Annotated in this window: 20 protein-coding genes; 5 read left to right on the top strand and 15 right to left on the bottom strand. The window is 35.5% G+C overall.

The features are described from left to right. Window positions 1-159: 159 nt before the first annotated feature. The 9 genes from F564_RS0109160 to F564_RS0109120 form a co-directional block, all read right to left on the bottom strand. Window positions 160-438 carry a GNAT family N-acetyltransferase gene (locus F564_RS0109160; RefSeq protein ID WP_028122383.1) on the bottom strand — a complete coding sequence of 93 codons (279 nt, stop codon included), beginning with the start codon at window positions 436-438 and terminating at the stop codon, window positions 160-162. 7 nt (window positions 439-445) lie between these two features. Further along, window positions 446-841, bottom strand: coding sequence for an OsmC family protein (locus F564_RS0109155; protein ID WP_028122382.1), 396 nt, complete (start codon window positions 839-841; stop codon window positions 446-448). 4 nt (window positions 842-845) lie between these two features. Next, a complete protein-coding gene (locus tag F564_RS0109150) occupies window positions 846-1,058 on the bottom strand; it encodes a (4Fe-4S)-binding protein (RefSeq protein ID WP_028122381.1) in 213 nt (70 codons plus the stop codon). Next, window positions 1,058-1,585, bottom strand: coding sequence for an NADPH-dependent FMN reductase (locus tag F564_RS0109145; RefSeq protein WP_028122380.1), 528 nt, complete (start codon window positions 1,583-1,585; stop codon window positions 1,058-1,060). The genes F564_RS0109150 and F564_RS0109145 overlap by 1 nt, the downstream gene beginning before the upstream one ends. A 177-nt stretch (window positions 1,586-1,762) precedes the next feature. Further along, window positions 1,763-2,239, bottom strand: coding sequence for a hypothetical protein (locus F564_RS0109140; protein WP_028122379.1), 477 nt, complete (start codon window positions 2,237-2,239; stop codon window positions 1,763-1,765). A 612-nt stretch (window positions 2,240-2,851) separates the two neighbouring features. After that, entirely contained in the window at window positions 2,852-3,496 is a 645-nt protein-coding gene (locus F564_RS0109135) for a response regulator (protein WP_028122378.1), read from the bottom strand. Next, a complete protein-coding gene (locus tag F564_RS0109130) occupies window positions 3,493-5,238 on the bottom strand; it encodes a sensor histidine kinase (protein ID WP_028122377.1) in 1,746 nt (581 codons plus the stop codon). Before F564_RS0109130 ends, F564_RS0109135 begins: the two co-directional genes overlap by 4 nt. Window positions 5,239-5,458: 220 nt before the next feature. Then, window positions 5,459-6,469 carry a phenylalanine--tRNA ligase subunit alpha gene (pheS, locus tag F564_RS0109125; protein WP_028122376.1) on the bottom strand — a complete coding sequence of 337 codons (1,011 nt, stop codon included), beginning with the start codon at window positions 6,467-6,469 and terminating at the stop codon, window positions 5,459-5,461. A 119-nt stretch (window positions 6,470-6,588) separates the two neighbouring features. Continuing rightward, window positions 6,589-7,248, bottom strand: a complete 660-nt coding sequence (locus F564_RS0109120) for a YceI family protein (protein WP_028122375.1) — start codon at window positions 7,246-7,248, stop codon at window positions 6,589-6,591. Window positions 7,249-7,333: 85 nt separating this feature from the next. Between F564_RS0109120 and F564_RS0109115 the strand changes: the two genes are divergently transcribed. Next, the gene (locus tag F564_RS0109115; RefSeq protein ID WP_028122374.1) at window positions 7,334-8,266 is read left to right on the top strand and encodes a sulfate/molybdate ABC transporter ATP-binding protein; all 933 of its coding nucleotides are present in this window, start codon (window positions 7,334-7,336) and stop codon (window positions 8,264-8,266) included. 257 nt (window positions 8,267-8,523) lie between these two features. Here the strand turns inward: F564_RS0109115 and F564_RS0109110 are convergent, their stop codons facing one another. Beyond that, window positions 8,524-8,856, bottom strand: a complete 333-nt coding sequence (locus tag F564_RS0109110) for a zinc ribbon domain-containing protein YjdM (RefSeq protein ID WP_028122373.1) — start codon at window positions 8,854-8,856, stop codon at window positions 8,524-8,526. A 148-nt stretch (window positions 8,857-9,004) separates the two neighbouring features. On the opposite strand from F564_RS0109110, the gene gcvT reads away from it, so the two are divergent. Beyond that, entirely contained in the window at window positions 9,005-10,084 is a 1,080-nt protein-coding gene (gene gcvT, locus F564_RS0109105) for a glycine cleavage system aminomethyltransferase GcvT (RefSeq protein ID WP_028122372.1), read from the top strand. A 110-nt stretch (window positions 10,085-10,194) separates the two neighbouring features. Here gcvT and F564_RS0109100 read toward each other — a convergent pair whose 3' ends face one another. Continuing rightward, window positions 10,195-10,728, bottom strand: coding sequence for a glutathione peroxidase (locus F564_RS0109100; RefSeq protein WP_028122371.1), 534 nt, complete (start codon window positions 10,726-10,728; stop codon window positions 10,195-10,197). A gap of 150 nt (window positions 10,729-10,878) precedes the next feature. On the opposite strand from F564_RS0109100, the gene F564_RS0109095 reads away from it, so the two are divergent. Together F564_RS0109095 and F564_RS0109090 are read left to right on the top strand one after the other, a co-directional pair. Continuing rightward, window positions 10,879-11,712, top strand: a complete 834-nt coding sequence (locus F564_RS0109095; RefSeq protein WP_028122370.1) for an FkbM family methyltransferase — start codon at window positions 10,879-10,881, stop codon at window positions 11,710-11,712. A gap of 88 nt (window positions 11,713-11,800) precedes the next feature. After that, complete coding sequence (locus tag F564_RS0109090; protein ID WP_028122369.1) at window positions 11,801-13,279, top strand: lipopolysaccharide biosynthesis protein; 1,479 nt, start codon at window positions 11,801-11,803, stop codon at window positions 13,277-13,279. Between the two features lie 9 nt (window positions 13,280-13,288). On the opposite strand, the gene F564_RS0109085 is transcribed toward F564_RS0109090, so the two are convergent. From F564_RS0109085 to F564_RS0109070, 4 genes are read right to left on the bottom strand one after another with little or no spacing between them, the layout of a single operon-like run. Beyond that, on the bottom strand, window positions 13,289-13,522 hold the full coding sequence (locus F564_RS0109085) for a DUF6804 family protein (protein WP_316928795.1): 234 nt from the start codon (window positions 13,520-13,522) through the stop codon (window positions 13,289-13,291). Between the two features lie 2 nt (window positions 13,523-13,524). Further along, the gene (locus F564_RS19000) at window positions 13,525-14,010 is read right to left on the bottom strand and encodes a thermonuclease family protein (RefSeq protein WP_034981198.1); all 486 of its coding nucleotides are present in this window, start codon (window positions 14,008-14,010) and stop codon (window positions 13,525-13,527) included. Next, a complete protein-coding gene (locus tag F564_RS0109075) occupies window positions 14,007-15,089 on the bottom strand; it encodes a hypothetical protein (protein WP_028122367.1) in 1,083 nt (360 codons plus the stop codon). The genes F564_RS19000 and F564_RS0109075 overlap by 4 nt, the downstream gene beginning before the upstream one ends. A 5-nt stretch (window positions 15,090-15,094) precedes the next feature. Continuing rightward, on the bottom strand, window positions 15,095-15,424 hold the full coding sequence (locus tag F564_RS0109070; RefSeq protein ID WP_028122366.1) for a hypothetical protein: 330 nt from the start codon (window positions 15,422-15,424) through the stop codon (window positions 15,095-15,097). Window positions 15,425-15,569: 145 nt separating this feature from the next. Here F564_RS0109070 and F564_RS0109065 point away from each other — a divergent pair. Continuing rightward, a partial coding sequence (locus tag F564_RS0109065) for an IS3 family transposase (protein WP_028122365.1) occupies window positions 15,570-15,779 on the top strand: 210 nt, incomplete at its 3' end.

Below are 15,779 nucleotides of genomic sequence, written 5' to 3'. Positions count from 1 at the left end.
ATGAGCTTGTCGAAGTAGGCTGCAGATTGAATACCAATTGTGGTCATTTTTTAAAATCACTTTTGTCATTTCGTAGAAATCTAAGCCGTTTAGATTCCTTCGGAATGACAAAAATAATGCTGACGGTCAGTCTTTCTTGATGTCAATCATCATCTGTCATCAAAGGACATCTCTGATCTCTTCATTTTTTTTAAAAGTTGCTGTTGCAAAAGGGCAAAGCGGAATGATTTTCAGGTTGTTTGCTCTTGCAAATTCTACAGCTTTGTATACCAATTCTTTTCCCACACCTTTGCCATTGTAATCAGCTACTACTTCTGTATGGTCTATGATGAATTTGTCCGGTCCGGCCCAGGAGTAGGTCATCAGTCCGGCTTGTAGGTCATCAGAAAAAGCTACGAATTCTCCTTTTGTTTCTTTATTATGTTGTTTTATTTCCAGCATTTTATTAGATTTTAGTTAAGATATCTATGTTATTGGTAAGGATCTTGTGGATGGGGCAGGCGTCGGCAATTTTAGAAAGCTTGTCCCTGATGTCTTCACTTATCGCGGTTGTTCCAAAGTCTATGACCCTGCAAAACTGCGCCGTTTTTGTCTGTGGAAAATTTTCCAGGTCCACTTCTACATTGATGACCGGAATATCCCAGCCTTTTCTGTCGATGTACATCCGTAATGTTGCAGCAGTACAGCTTGCAAGAGATGTAGCCAGGATCTCAAAAGGGTTGAAACCTTTGTTTCCGCCGCCTTTGTCAACAGGTTCGTCTGTGATCAGTGTGTTTTCTCCGGCGATGACCTCTGTGTAATATTTTTCTGTTCCAAGTGTTGCTTTTACTTTTACTCCCATTTTATTAAGAATTTATTTTGTAGCTCAAAGCACCTGACGGGCAATGATGGATCTGATTTTTCAGTTCTTCTGCAGTTGCATTTTCTGTTTTTATCCAAGGTTTTTCTTGTGGACTATAAACTTTTGGAAGCATTTTTACACAAACTGCTGCGTGTATGCAGACTTTTGGTTTCCAGAGAACGGTGATTTCACCAGCATTGTATTCGTGTGTGTCCATTAAATTTGAGTTTTGAAATTTTCGATTTTAGATTGTAGTGAATGCAATAGTTCCGGTTCTACAATGCCATTTTCTAAGTCAAAGTTTTCATAGAACTTAGGTAGTGAAAAGGTTTCTTTGATGTCGGCACCGAAATTTGGGAAGAATTTTGAAGCTTCTGCCATCACATTGCCACCGCCATAACCGCCAGGCGAAGTGGTCATCAGAAACATTGGTTTGTCCTGGAAAACCTTCACATTGATCCTGGATGCCCAATCGAAAATATTCTTAAAAGCAGCACTGTATGAGCGGTTGTTTTCTGCCAAAGAGCAGATGATGACGTCAGCATCAGCTATGTTTTTCAGGAATCTGTGCGCTTCTTCCGGAAATCCTTTTTTTTCAAGATCTACAGAGAAAACAGGCATCAGATAATCATTGAGGTCGATCAGGTGGATGTCTTCATTGGGGAAGCTTTTCAGTACGAATTTGACCAGTTCTTTGTTGATAGAAGTGGAAGAGTTGCTTCCTGCAAAGGCGAATATTTTCATAGGATGGGATTTTTAAATTTTAGCTTTTTAAAGGTAGTAATTATTTAAATCAAAATTATAAAAACAAAAAACGCCGGGAATTGATGTAGGATATGTTCGTTCGATCTGGATTAGAAGAAAAAAAATCCTGCGAATAAGTTTCGCAGGATAGAGTTGATTTTTTATTAATCTTAGATTTTAATATACCGTATTGAGTTCATCCTTTTCATTGAAATGTACAGTCTTTACAAATTCAGAAATACTTTTAAATTTATCAAATTGATTTTCTGGAAGTTGGCCGATGTCATAGTGGAAATTTCTGATTCCTCTTTTGGTATTGATGCTTACGATCAAAATATAATTAATGATTTCTTTTTCACTTCTTAAAGAAATGATCTTTTGTATGGGTACTTCTAATATCGGTTGGCGTGATTTCATCAGTGGATGAGTGTATTTTACTGAAAAAATATGCTCTGTCACTTCCAAAGAAAAGCGTCTTAACTTGACAAGTCTCCATATGGAAAATATTAAAATCCCAAAAAAACAACCGTAGAGAGTCGTTTTACTGATAGGGATAAATTTATTTAAAAATAGAAGACATAGGATGTCCAGCAAAATAAGTAGGAAATAACCGTACATCGCAGTTGCGATTTCTTTTTGATTGTTAATTTTCATTGTTCATTTGTGTTTGTCTAAATTTAAACAATTAAAACGATTTATACGCAATAATGAGATTAATTTTAACTTATAATCTTTTGATAATGAAAACTTGCTGACTGAAAATAGCACAAGCAAATAGCTTTGTATTTAAAAAAATCATAATTACAGAATCCGGAGAATCTGTAATTATGATAGTCAAGTTCATCATTTGTGTTTTTAGAATTTTAAGTATTTTCTCACAAATCCTTTCGGTTCGTCAGTCATACTTTTAATTCATCATTTGTGTTTCATCTGGTCTTCATCATTGGTGTTTTCAGAACCAAAATTTCATCATTTGTGTTTTTAGAATTTTAAGTATTTCCCACAAAATCCTCTGGGTTCGTAAGTCACACTTTTAATTCATCATTTGTGTTTTATCTGATTTTCATCATTTGTGTTTTCAGAACCAAATTCCAACTGTGTTTGTGTTTTTTTGTTGGTACAAATTTATACACTTCACCCACATTATTTTTTAAAAACAGTTAGATATATATCGGTGGTTTTGTAGATATTTATCTACAAAAAAAGGGCTGATCAGTTAAGATCAGCCCAATAGAATTTTTCCAGGAAAAATTAATCAATCACCGTTTACTGATGATCTGTAATGATTTTCACCAGATCTACGATATGATCGATTTTTAATTTGTCAAATATTCGTTTTTTGATCGTGCTTACCGTGTTTTGTTTGATGTTCAGATTGTTCGCTATTTCTAGGTTTCCAAGACCTTCGGCATACATTTTAGCGATTTCCAGCTCTCTTGCTGTTAATGAAAAAAGTGGGTTTATGAGACTGCGGTTATGCATAGAACTCATTAGCAGGGCTTGTGTTACTGGTGAAATATATTCACCGGAATTCAGCATTTTTTGAATGGCTTGTTTTACGTCATCTTCTTCGCTCAATTTGCTCAAAAAGCCATTTGCACCTGCATTAATGAATTTTAGGGACTGTGTATTTTCTTCTATTCCAGAAAAGATAAGAATTTTGACTTCTGGTCTTATATTTTTAATTTCCTGTAAAATTGTTAAACTGTTTCCATCAGGAAAATGGGCGTCGATAATCAGGAGGTCAACGGGATTGGATTTGACAGATTCCAAGGTCTGCTGTAAAGTAGAAGCGTGAAAGATCTTGCATTCCAATTCCATATCTTCCAGCAGAAATACAATCCCTTGCCTTATAAGGCTGTGATCATCTGCCAACAAAAAAGTAACTATTTTCTGATCTGAATGGTTCATCGCTTCATATTAAGATTAAGAGAGAAAGAAACCGTAGTGCCTTTGTTGATCTCGCTTGCTACAGAGATGGTTCCAGAATACAGTTCTACAAGTTCTTTGCAGAGACTCAGACCCAAGCCTGCTCCCAGATTTTCTACATCCTCCGATAATATCCCCTGATAATAAGGCTCGAATATTTTTTCTAAGTCTGATTGTGAGATTCCAGCGCCTGTATCCGTTATTTGCGTCGTCAGAGCAATAGTGTCATCATCTTGCTGTTCGGCTTTTGTGATGACCGTTATCTGTCCGTTTTCTGTAAACTTATTGGCATTCCCAAGAATGTTCATAAAGATTTGATTGATCTTGGTACAGTCCGAATAGACATTGATATCAGGACTGATGTTTTTCTGGATGACAAATCTGTTGTTTCTCGTTTCTATGTAAGGTTCTATAGAATATAAAATAGAGTCTATTTCTTTGTTGAGGTTGAAGTCACTCTGCACCAGTTTATTCTCCACTTGTTGGTTTTTGGTGTATTCCAGGATTTGATTGGCTTGCATCAATAATGTATTATTGGTGAAACTGATGGATTTCAAATAATCCTTCACCGTTTCATCTGTTGTCTTACTGTTGATTCGTTTGATGAATATTCCTATGATTTTCAGTGGTGACCGCAGTTCGTGGCTCAGCATTCCCAGGATTCTGTTTTTGAAATTTAGATTCTCCCTGATCTGCTTATTCGCAGCATTCAGTCTCTTTTCATAGATGAAAGCGATTCTGGTAAAATACATGATCAAGATGGACACGATAAACATGAGAATCATAGCGCCAAATACCAGATACATTCTGATTGTGCTGGTGGAAGAATTCTGCTTGATGTATTCTTTTTCCAAATCAGATTTGGACTTTTTCACCGCAAATTCATAAACATTCATCAGCTTGTTGCTGTAGAGCATAATATCATTGAAGGATTCAAAAAATTGATTTCTGTTGCTACCGATATTTTTATTCTTGACGACATTGATCTGTATTTTTTGTATTTCTGTAGAATAGTAGTTATTCATAGAGTTGAAAATGCTGTCCAGCTCAGATTTCATTTTGGACAGACCGTCTTTTTTAGTTTTTTCTACAGTGATAATGGTGCTTTGTGTGCGTACATTTTCTTTCCCTGCAATGGCATCTCCTAATCTTCCAAACAGACCTTTTTTCTTTACAGTATCAGATTTTGTTTCTGTTTTTATATCGAACTTGTCAAAGTTATAATTGAAATCAAATTTTTTGAATTGAGGTAGGGTGATGTCCCGCAATTTTATATTTGATTTTGTAGTCGTCTGATAGGTAGAGTCTGTTAAAAGTTTTATTTTTTTTATTTCGGCTGAATCCGATTTTTGCGAATTGAGGATATCTCTTAATCTTGGATTTTTTTCTTTCAGATCATCGATGTTATTAAGCCCTTTTGTAAGTGTATTGACAGATGTGAAGTACGAATCCAGGTATTTCGTATCATTTGTGATAAGGTATTTCTGGAAATAATTCTGAGAATTGATAAGTTCTTCTCGTGAATTGTCCGTAAGGTTTTCCAGATTATAGACTTCTTTCAACTGTTTTTCTATAAAAGCCAGATTTTTTTTGTTGCTGAATTCATTATAAAAAACACCTGCAATGATGATCTGTATCAGTAAAATACAAACGATAAGAGAATAATGAACAAATTTTCTTGATTTGAAGTTAGTTGATTTTGATAGTTCTTTTTTTGATTCCATGGTTTGAGCTGTTAAGCTTATTTTTATAATCTTTCTCTCTCTCTTTTAATTGAATATTATTAAATGATAAATCTATATGTGTAAAATTAAACAATCCATTGCAATTAACAATCCTTAAACGCTAAAAAAAATAATTTATTAAGCATTAGTATAGTATCATAGTTCAAAATCCTGTGAATATTTTCACAGGATTTATATTTTAAGAAATTTTAAAAATTATTTATAACGTCTTGAATTGCTCCAGCATTCTTACGTCATTTTCGAAGAACATGCGGATATCACTCATTTGATAAAGCAGCATTACAATTCTCTCAATTCCCATTCCGAAAGCATATCCGGAGAATTTGTCAGGGTCTATGTTCACGTTTTTAAGAACCGCAGGATCTACCATTCCGCAACCCATGATTTCCAGCCAGCCGGTGCCTTTTGTGATTCTGTAATCTGTTTCAGAATTCAAACCCCAATAAACATCAACTTCCGCACTGGGCTCTGTAAAAGGGAAATACGAAGGTCTCATTCTGATCTTCGATTTTCCGAACAGTTCTGTCGTGAAAAACTGAATGGTTTGTTTAAGGTCTGCAAAACTTACATTCTCATCAATATAAAGGCCTTCTATCTGATGGAAAATACAGTGCGAACGGGAAGAAACGGCTTCATTTCTGAAAACCCTTCCTGGCGCCAAAATTCTCATTGGCGGTTCATTCTCTTCCATATAACGGATCTGAACAGATGAAGTATGCGTTCTCAAAAGAACATCAGGATTCTGCTCTATAAAAAAGGTATCCTGCATGTCTCTCGCAGGATGGTATTCCGGCAGGTTGAGTGCGGTGAAGTTGTGCCAGTCATCTTCTATCTCTGGTCCGTCTGCAACCGCAAATCCGATAGATTTGAAGATCTCGATGATTCTGTTCTTCACCAGATTGATGGGATGACGGGAACCCAGTTCCAAAGGAAAAGCAGGTCTGCTAAGGTCTTCCTTTTCAAGAATGATCTTGCTTTCTGTAGAAGATTTCAGTTCTTCCAGCTTTTCGTTCACAGTGTTTCGTAAGACATTGATTTTCTGGCCAAAATCTTTCTTCTGCTCATTAGGGATTTGTTTCAAAGCATCATAGAAATCATTCATGATCCCTTTTTTACCATTGAATTTTAATCGGAACTGTTCTATCTCATCTTTGGCAGAAGACTGGAAATTCTGTACTTCTACCAGTAGGTCATCAATTTTCTCTAGCATTGTTATATATAAAATATAGATTGCAAAAATACGATTTTAAAATAAAAAAATCTGCCTTTTCATAAAGCAGATTTTAATTTTTAATCTTGATTCTTTGATCTTGTTTCCAGAATCTTTTATTATTTCTTTTCGATCGCTTTTATTTTGATTTGGATATTGATCTCATTTTTGATCAAACCTTCTGCGGCAGGCATCTGGAACTTGATCCCAAACTCATCCCTGTTGATGTCTTTTGGTTCCGATGCGATGGTCAACTCTCCGTCTGCCACTTTTACATTGGCGTTGAAGGTGAAAGGTTTTGTAATCCCTTTCAGCGTTAGATTTCCATCAAGGACTGTGTTGTAATCACTTCCGGCTGCAGCTTCCGTCACTTTTGTGATTTCATACGAAGCGGTAGGGAACTTGGCAGTGTCGAAAAAGTCTGCACTTTTCAGATGTCCAAGTAATTTTCCGTTGGATTCTTCTTCTTTCAGATCTTCGTTTGAGATAGAATTCATATCGATGACAAATTGCCCGCTTTCCAGTTTTTTATCTTTCACCGTCACTTCACCGCTTTCGAATTTCAAATGTCCAATGTGGCTTGTGTTATCAGATTTTACAACTTTGAAACCTTTCCATTCTGCTTTACTGTTCAGTGTATCTACCACGTAAACCTGTCCGTCCGCCGTTGTCAGAACCTCATTGCTTTCGCTGGTTACGGGTTTGTCCTTTCCACACGAAATGATGAGAACTGAGGCAGAGATCAATAGAAAAGCGGAGATTAAAGTTGCTTTTTTCATATTTAAATTTTAAATTATTAGTTACTTTTACGTTCTTTGCTAAAATAATAAAATTATCCTTATCTCAAACTAATAATTTTACCAAATGCTGCTGGAAGTCAAAAATCTTTATTTCAATTATCAGACCGATAAACCTTTGTTTCAAAATCTTAATCTCAATGTGGATGAAGGTCAGATCATTGCGCTGGTGGGCGAAAGTGGCTGTGGGAAATCAACTTTATTGAGTCTGATCTATGGTTTGATGGATTGGCAAGGTGGCGACATTCTCTTTGAAGGTCAAAAGCTTTTCGGACCCAAAGGCAATCTGGTTCCCGGTGAAGCTCAAATGAAATTCGTAGCCCAAAACTACGATCTGATGCCTTACGCAACGGTTTATGATAACGTGGGCAAATTCATTTCCAACATCAATTTAAAATCTAAGAAAGAAAAAGTAGAGGAGTTACTGGACATCGTAGGACTTACAGATTTTGCGAAAGTGATACCAAGATTCCTGAGTGGTGGACAGCAGCAGAGAGTGGCAATCGCAAGAGCTTTAGCGATTCTTCCGAAAATGCTTCTGCTGGATGAGCCTTTCAGTAATCTGGATTTTTCCAGAAAATTCGAATTGAGGGAAAAACTGTTCAATTATGTGAAGGAAAATAATCTCAGCCTGATGATCTCCACACATGATCTGGAGGAGGTTTTGCCTTGGGCAGACAAGATCGTGGTTTTGCAGGAAGGCCGGTTGATCCAAAATGATCCGCCGAAAGAAACTTACGAAAATCCTTACAATGATTACGTGGCGAAACTTTTGGGTGAGGTCAATATTTTTACAGAACAGGAAAAAACCCAGTTGAATTTAACAAAAACCCATTATTTTCCGCATCAGATCAAAATTGTTGATAATGGAGTAGAAGCAAGGGTTTCTGACAGCCGCTTTGCTGGTTCTCATTACAGAAATAAACTGTTGGTCAATGAAAAGTCGATCATCGTGTATTCTTCAGAATTTTTGGAAGGACAGGTTAATTTGTCTTTTTAATATTTCAAATCTCCATATTGTGGATAAAATATGGATAACTTATAGATTTCCAGTTTGTTGAATTGAAAATAATTTCTAATTTTGCTAAACGAAAATACATCAGGAAATTTTTGGTTAATTCTCTTTCTGCCCCTAAGGACCGAAATTAGCGCTATGCAATCAAAGTCTTTGAAAGTCGACCCTGCCAAATTTTTCCTTTTTTTTATTAAAAAATCCCATCAGATTGACGGGATTTCTTTATTTTAAGATGGATTGAATTAAGCTTTTCTCACGAATTCGGACTTCAAAGCCATGGATCCAAAACCATCAATTTTGCAGTCGATATTGTGATCGCTTTCCGGTCTCAGTCTGATGTTTTTTACCTTCGTCCCAGCCTTGATGTCTTTCGGAGCACCTTTCACGGGAAGATCTTTGATCACAATCACAGCATCTCCGTTTTGAAGTTCTTTTCCAAGAGAATCGAAAATTTTCCCTTCCGTAGAAACCTCCGCCGGATCCCATTCGTAGAAACATTGGGAGCAAACTTGCAGATTATCTTGTTCGTAAGTAAATTCTGACTGGCATTTTGGGCAAACGATTGTATCACTCATAGTTTTTTTGTTTTGAGCGGCAAAGTTAACATTATTGTATTAATCTAAAAGTGAAATTATTTTCAAAATGTAACTTATCATTCTTTACCAAAAACTCATAATTAATTTTTAGATTTGCGAGCAACAAATAACTTAATAAATAAGCTAAATGAAAAAGACCGCTTTATACGATAAACACGTTTCTTTAGGGGCTAAGATTGTTCCTTTTGCACGTTTTGAAATGCCTGTGCAATATTCAGGGATCACAGATGAGCATTTTGCTGTCCGCGAAAAAGCGGGGATCTTTGATGTCTCTCATATGGGACAATTTTTCATAAAAGGTGCAGCCGCGAAAGACCTTTTGCAGTTTGTCACTTCTAATAATGTAGACGCATTGGAAAATGGAAAAGCACAATATTCTTGTTTGCCAAACGAAACAGGCGGCATTGTGGATGACTTGATCGTTTATAAAATGGATGACGAGAAATATTTCGTCGTTGTAAATGCTTCAAACATTGATAAAGACTGGAACCACATTGCAAAATACAATGAGAAATTCGGAGCGGAGATGACCAACGCGTCAGATGAGATGTCATTGATTGCCATCCAAGGTCCAAAAGCAACGGAGATTCTTCAGAAATTGACGGAGACGGATTTGTCAGCAATTCCTTACTATCATTTTACAGTGGGTTCTGTGGCTGGTTTTTCTGATGTCATCATTTCAAATACAGGTTACACGGGAAGTGGTGGTTTCGAAATTTATTTTAATAATTCATCTGCTGTAAATATTTGGGATGCGTTGACAGAAGCTGGGAGAGAATCGGGATTGATTCCTTGCGGATTGGCTGCCAGAGATACTTTGAGATTGGAAAAGGGATTCTGCCTTTACGGAAATGATATTGATGATACCACTTCTCCACTAGAAGCAGGATTAGGTTGGATTACAAAATTTGACAAAGATTTTGTGAACAAGGCATTTCTTGAAAATCAAAAAGCAGAAGGCATTACCAAAAAATTAGTCGGTTTCGAAATGCAGGAAAAAGCAATCCCAAGACACGATTATGAAGTGGTAGATGCAGAAGGAAACGTCATCGGAAAAGTAACGTCTGGCACAATGTCTCCTATGAAGAAAATAGGATTGGGACTGGCTTACGTGGATCAGCCAAACTTCAAATTAGATTCTGAGATTTTCATCAGAATTAGAAATAAGGACATTCCTGCGAAAGTGGTGAAACTCCCTTTTGTTTAGAGTTAAACTTGAGATACGAAATTAATAGATCATATAAAAGCGTTCAAATTTTGAACGCTTTTTTTTGCTATCGAGTGAGGTCTAAATTCAAAGCTCTAAATTCTGAAAATCTATTTCAGATATTTGGTTATACTGTCACTCGTCGGCTTGGTAGTGCTTATGAAACTGTCGATCACATGCCCTTTCTCATCCAGCAAGATCTTGGTAAAGTTCCAAAGGATCGTGGTGTTTTTCACGCCATTTTCTTTTTTGTCTGTCAAGAATTTGTAGATGGGAGCAATGTCGCCTCCTTTGACAGATATTTTCGCAGCCATTGGAAATGTCACGCCATAATTTTTTTGGCAGAAAGTCGCAATCTCGTGATTGGCACCAGGTTCTTGCCCTCCAAAATTATTAGCAGGAAAACCTACGACTACCAGTTTGTTTTTGTATTTCTCGTATAATTTTTCGAGATCGGCATATTGCGACGTGAATCCACACTCCGACGCCGTATTCACAACCAATATTTTGTTGCCTTTGAATTTTGAAAAATCAATGGTGGAACCATCCAGAGCTTCTACTTTGAAACTGTGTATTGATTTTGCCTGCGCTTTGTTTTTTGAAAATCCGAAAAGTGAAAACATGATTACTAATAAATATTTCATAACGTTAATTTAAGAATCAAATGTAAAACAAGTTTATCAATAAGTTATCCAAGAATTTGAAAACTTCGCGGTTCAATAAAATTTAACAAATTTTATGATTTTTGAAATAAAAGCATTTTCTTTGCCGTTCATTTCTTATCAAACCGGTCTATGAGTATTTACAGTAAGCTTGCTGAGAACCTACAATATATTTCGCCATCTTTCTACAAAAGCCGATTTTTCAAGAAGTTGAAAGGTTTGAATGCGCATAACCTTTTGGAAAGAAAAGTAGAGCCTGAGTTTCTTTGGATCAAAAATGTTCTCGCGGAAGATGCTGTTTTTATGGATGTTGGAGCCAATGTTGGTGCCTACCTTTTCTTGTTGGAAGATCATTTGAAACCAGATCACATCTTCGCATTTGAGCCCAATCCACAATTGTTCAAAAGGCTGGAGAGGCTTTTCCCAAAAGTCAATCTGTCTTCTGTAGCACTGTCTGATGTTTCTACAGTGGCTGAGTTTAAAATTCCGGTCATTAATGGTGAGAAAGTGCACACGAGAGGTACGTTGCAAACTTCTATCAAAGAGAAAAACGAAGAAAAAACAATGCTTCAAAAAGTAGAAGTGAAACCCTTGGATCACTTGGTTTTTGACGCCGCTCAAAGAGATAAGATTCATTTGAAGAAACTCGATTTCATCAAAATTGATGTGGAAGGAAATGAAATGCAGACGCTCCGAGGCGCCAAAAAAACAATTCTGAAATATCAGCCGATCCTGATGGTAGAGATGGAGCAGCGCCACCACGAGGACCATCTTTGGACCTTGATTTTGGAGATTGCAGATTGGGGTTATTCGGTTAATTATCTGGATAGAGAAACTTTGCAACTGAAAACTTTAACTGAAGAATTTCTGAATCAGCAAAATCCGGATGATGTGAAGAATTACAAAGATTACATCAATAACATTATATTTTTACCAACAAAAATTAATTTATTTCCCCAAGCCTAGAGGGTGTAAATTATGTTTCTTCGCTCTGTTTTAGAGTTGGGGAAACGGAGGGGATTAAACCAGAAAATTAGAACTTTAAACCGAAACTATGAGCGTCGTTGCAAGACAAGGCATAAAATATTCTATCATTGGCTATCTTGGCTTTTTGCTAGGGACATTTGCGTCTATTTTTATCTTTCCGTACGATATGGCGTTTTACGGAAAGCTCCGTTATATCTTGCCGACTGCAGAGATTTTGGTTCCAATTGTGGTTTTTGGTTTGAGTTTTTCCAATGTCAAATTTTTCTCAAAAGTAAAGGAAGATGGCAAACATCACAATATGTTGTCGCTGTCATTACTAGCCATTCTGATTAATTTCTTGATCTTTCTTGGCGGCTATTTCCTGATCAACTACATCTTCCCAGATCTGCAAAAATCCAAGCTTTGGGAAATGAAAAAACTGATTCTGCCACTGGTTTTAGTCTTGGCTTTGTCTTCTGTTTTTAACAAATTTTTGACCAATTATAAAAGAATCGTTGTCCCGAATGTCTTCGAGAATTTCATCCCGAAGATTGCCAATATCGGCGCATTTTGTTTGTTTTTCTTCATTGGATTTGGTGAGAAAACGGCTTATGGATTCTTCTTTTTGATGTTTATGATATCACTTTTAGGTTATGGATTTTACACCAACAGGCTAGAGAAGATCAGACCGGATTTTGATTTGGGTTATTTCAAAAAAGACAGTTTTTACCGTGAAATATTAACTTACAGTCTATTTGGCTTTCTAGGAAATATCGGAAATTACATTGCGATTAATATTGATAACCTGATGATTGGCGAATTCATCAGCTTTGAGGAAAACGGAATTTATAGTAATATCTATTCCATCATTTCTTTAATAACTGTTCCGCAGATGGGATTGTTCAATCTCTCTGCGCCCATTATTAATAAAGTGCTCGCATCTGGTGATCACGAAGAATTGGATAGGTTTCACAAGAAAACCTCACTCAGTCTGTTTTTTCTTGGTTTGGTTTTGTTCTGCTGCATCGTTGTCGGATTTCCTTACCTGGCAGATTTTATGAAGAATGGCGAAGATCTTCGTACTTCCGAGCCTGTGCTTTGGGTGCTTGGATTTGCAATGTTATTCGACTTGGCGACAGGTTTCAACGGCCATATCATATCATTATCAAGATTTTATAAGTTCAATATTGTGGTGATGTTGATTTTGGCAGTTCTCACCATCAGCCTCAATATGATCTTCCTGAGATACACAGACCTTTGTATTCTTGGTATTGCAGTAGCCTATGCCATTTCTCTATCATTATTTAATATCATCAAGATTGTATTTAATTACATCAAGTTCAAAGTTTTTCCACTAGGCATCGAGATGATCTACGCTCTGATTTTAGGATTTCTTTCCATCAATGTCGCTATACTTTTACCGGATTTTAAACTCAACATCCTGAATCTTTTTTATAAGCCGGGCGTGGTTTTGCTGTTGCTATTCATCGGTAATCACTTTTTAAAGATCTATCCGCTGGACAAATTTCTGAATAGGGATTTCATCAGGAGTTTGTTCAAGTTCTAAATGATATGCTTATCTTCCTTGTTTTTTTATTAATAAAAATAAGAGAAACCCCGCAACAATAACATCTACAACATTCCAGATGAATCTTCCGAGAGCAATTTTTAAAAATGGCTGAAATAAAATGGCCAATGCAATAAAGATAAACATCATTTTTCCATCATTTTTTTTGTTTGCGTCAATTGCCAAATATCCAAATCCTGCGAATGCAAAGAATCTTACGAGTTGGTAGTATCCGTAAGGCATTTTTAGAAGACAGAGGAGAAGGAGTGTGGCGAGGAGGAGTTTCGTGATTTTCTCCAATCCCAGGGCGCTATCGGGTTTTTGTCTTTCCATAGACCAAGTTTAAGTTTTCTTGCTTGTTTTTCTAAAGTATCATAGCTATTGTCTTTAGAATATTTTTTAAAATGCCACGCTAGTCCGTTCTTAACGAGTTCTTTGTTAATGTTTTTACCATTTTTTAAAATAATTTCGGCAATTAATCTTTTGTTTCTATCTTTTTTTCCGTCTGTTGACATTCTCACCATTTTTCCAAAACATAAATCTGAAACAAACTGTTTTGCATTATTACCAAAAGGCTGTTTTTTCTCTGGACAATCAATATTTGATAATCTCACGACCTGTGGTTTTCCGTTCATTAAGAGTTCTACCGTGTCGCCGTCTTTTACTCCGATGACTTTATAGGTTTGGGAAAAGAGTAGGATTGGAAAGAATAGGAAGATTAGCTTTCTCATTTTGTCATGAACTCATCGATTCTTTTTGCAGTCAAATCGTTTGCTTGTTCTCTTTGAATAAAAACGATTTTTTTCGCATCCATTCTTTTAAACCAATCTTCCCAATAGGTCTTTAAAATCTCGAAATCATAACCTTTTCCAGTCTTACGTTCATTTACTTCGCAAACTAAAATTTCAGTATTTGATAAGTCAATATTTACTTTTGGAATATTTAAACCATTGGAGGTAATAACTTCAAGTATATTTCCTATTGAAACTGCTTGATGTAATTTATTTTCAAAGCCAGTAATTTTTGTATCAGCAGATTTTCCTTCAGCTTCTAAATATCCATCTGTTATGATTACAACTTTATTAATGTAATTATCAAAAAGAGTTGGTTTTTTAAGATGATTTATAAGGTATCGCCGTAAGTAAAACTTATAATCAGCTCCAAGCGGTTTGTCTTTGGCTAAATTATACATTTCTTTTATGTTTGTTTCAAACTGCTTGTCTTTTACATTTGTAAAATACAGACGATTACTTTTTCCTTTATGATTAGATAAGTCAAACTGTAAATTGTTTGCAACTGCTCCAAACTGTCCTTTAGCTTGATCTATGTCGGTGACATCAATGACTAATTTATCTTTTGTGTCTTGTTTTAATTTTGAGTAATTAACAAATGATTTCCAGATGGTTTCTAAGACAAAAATGTCGTTGCTTATTTGATTAGGATTATTTAGTGTGTCTACAATTCGTCGTGATAAATCTGGAATAATAATCAAATTAATACTAGTTGGAGCTGGTGGAAGCCAGTCTCTACATTCCTTTATTTCTTCTTCATTTAAATTAAAACTTGATAATTTTTTTCTTGTTTCTAATAAAAATTCTTCATCTTGGTATAAATCTGATTTATATTTAGACCAAACCATTTCAACATCTTTTTTATTGAAACTTGTTTCAAGTTCTTTTATCGCTTTACTTTGGTTAGAAGGTCTAGTTATTAGGAAAATAAAGACACCAAAAAATACAAGAAAACCCACTAAAATATATAATGGCTTCTTATCTTTTTTCTTCTTTTGTTTTGTTCGAACTCTCTCCATGTTTATTAATTGTCTGAATTTAAGTTTTGAATTTTAGCGGTTAGCCAAATGTTTTGTGCTTTAATTGCTTCATCATTTAATGGCAGTGCAATATCAGATGAAAAAGCACCATGTGTATAGTTTTGCCAACCACCCATAAATTCGCCAATTGAGCCTTTTAAAGATGCTATGTTTATTGGGATTACTCCGTTTTCAAAGCCAATAATATCTTTTTCTTTTTCCTGAATTTTATTATCACATGTATTAATATCACTTTCAAATTTGTAAATTTTTGAAATGATGTCTGATAATTCTTTTCTTCTTTCTGTAATTTTATTGTTCAAGTTTTCAATCATTAATTTTACTTTTTCGTTTTCAGTTTTTAAATAGGAATGACTTAAAACAAAGTTTAGTAAGAAGCCCCAAACAACGTAAACAACAAAATGGATATACTAATTTAACGTCCAGTAAAAGTTAAGCATAAAACCTTAATTTTAAGATATGAAACAAGAACGAAAAATCTATGATCCTGCTTTCAAAACCCAAGCAGTTCAATTGAGCAAAGAGAGAAATAATATATCAGAATTAGCCAGAGAACTCGGTATTAAAGTGACTTTGCTATACAAATGGCGAAAGGAATTTGAGGAGTTTGGAGCCGGAAGCTTCCCCGGAAATGGTAAATTGAAATTGACCGCTGAACAGGAAAAGATC

The sequence above is a fragment of the Epilithonimonas tenax DSM 16811 genome, assembly GCF_000428485.1.
GTDB lineage: Bacteria > Bacteroidota > Bacteroidia > Flavobacteriales > Weeksellaceae > Epilithonimonas > Epilithonimonas tenax.
Note: the sequence above shows the minus strand (reverse complement) of the source record. Positions and strands in the feature narration are given on the sequence as shown.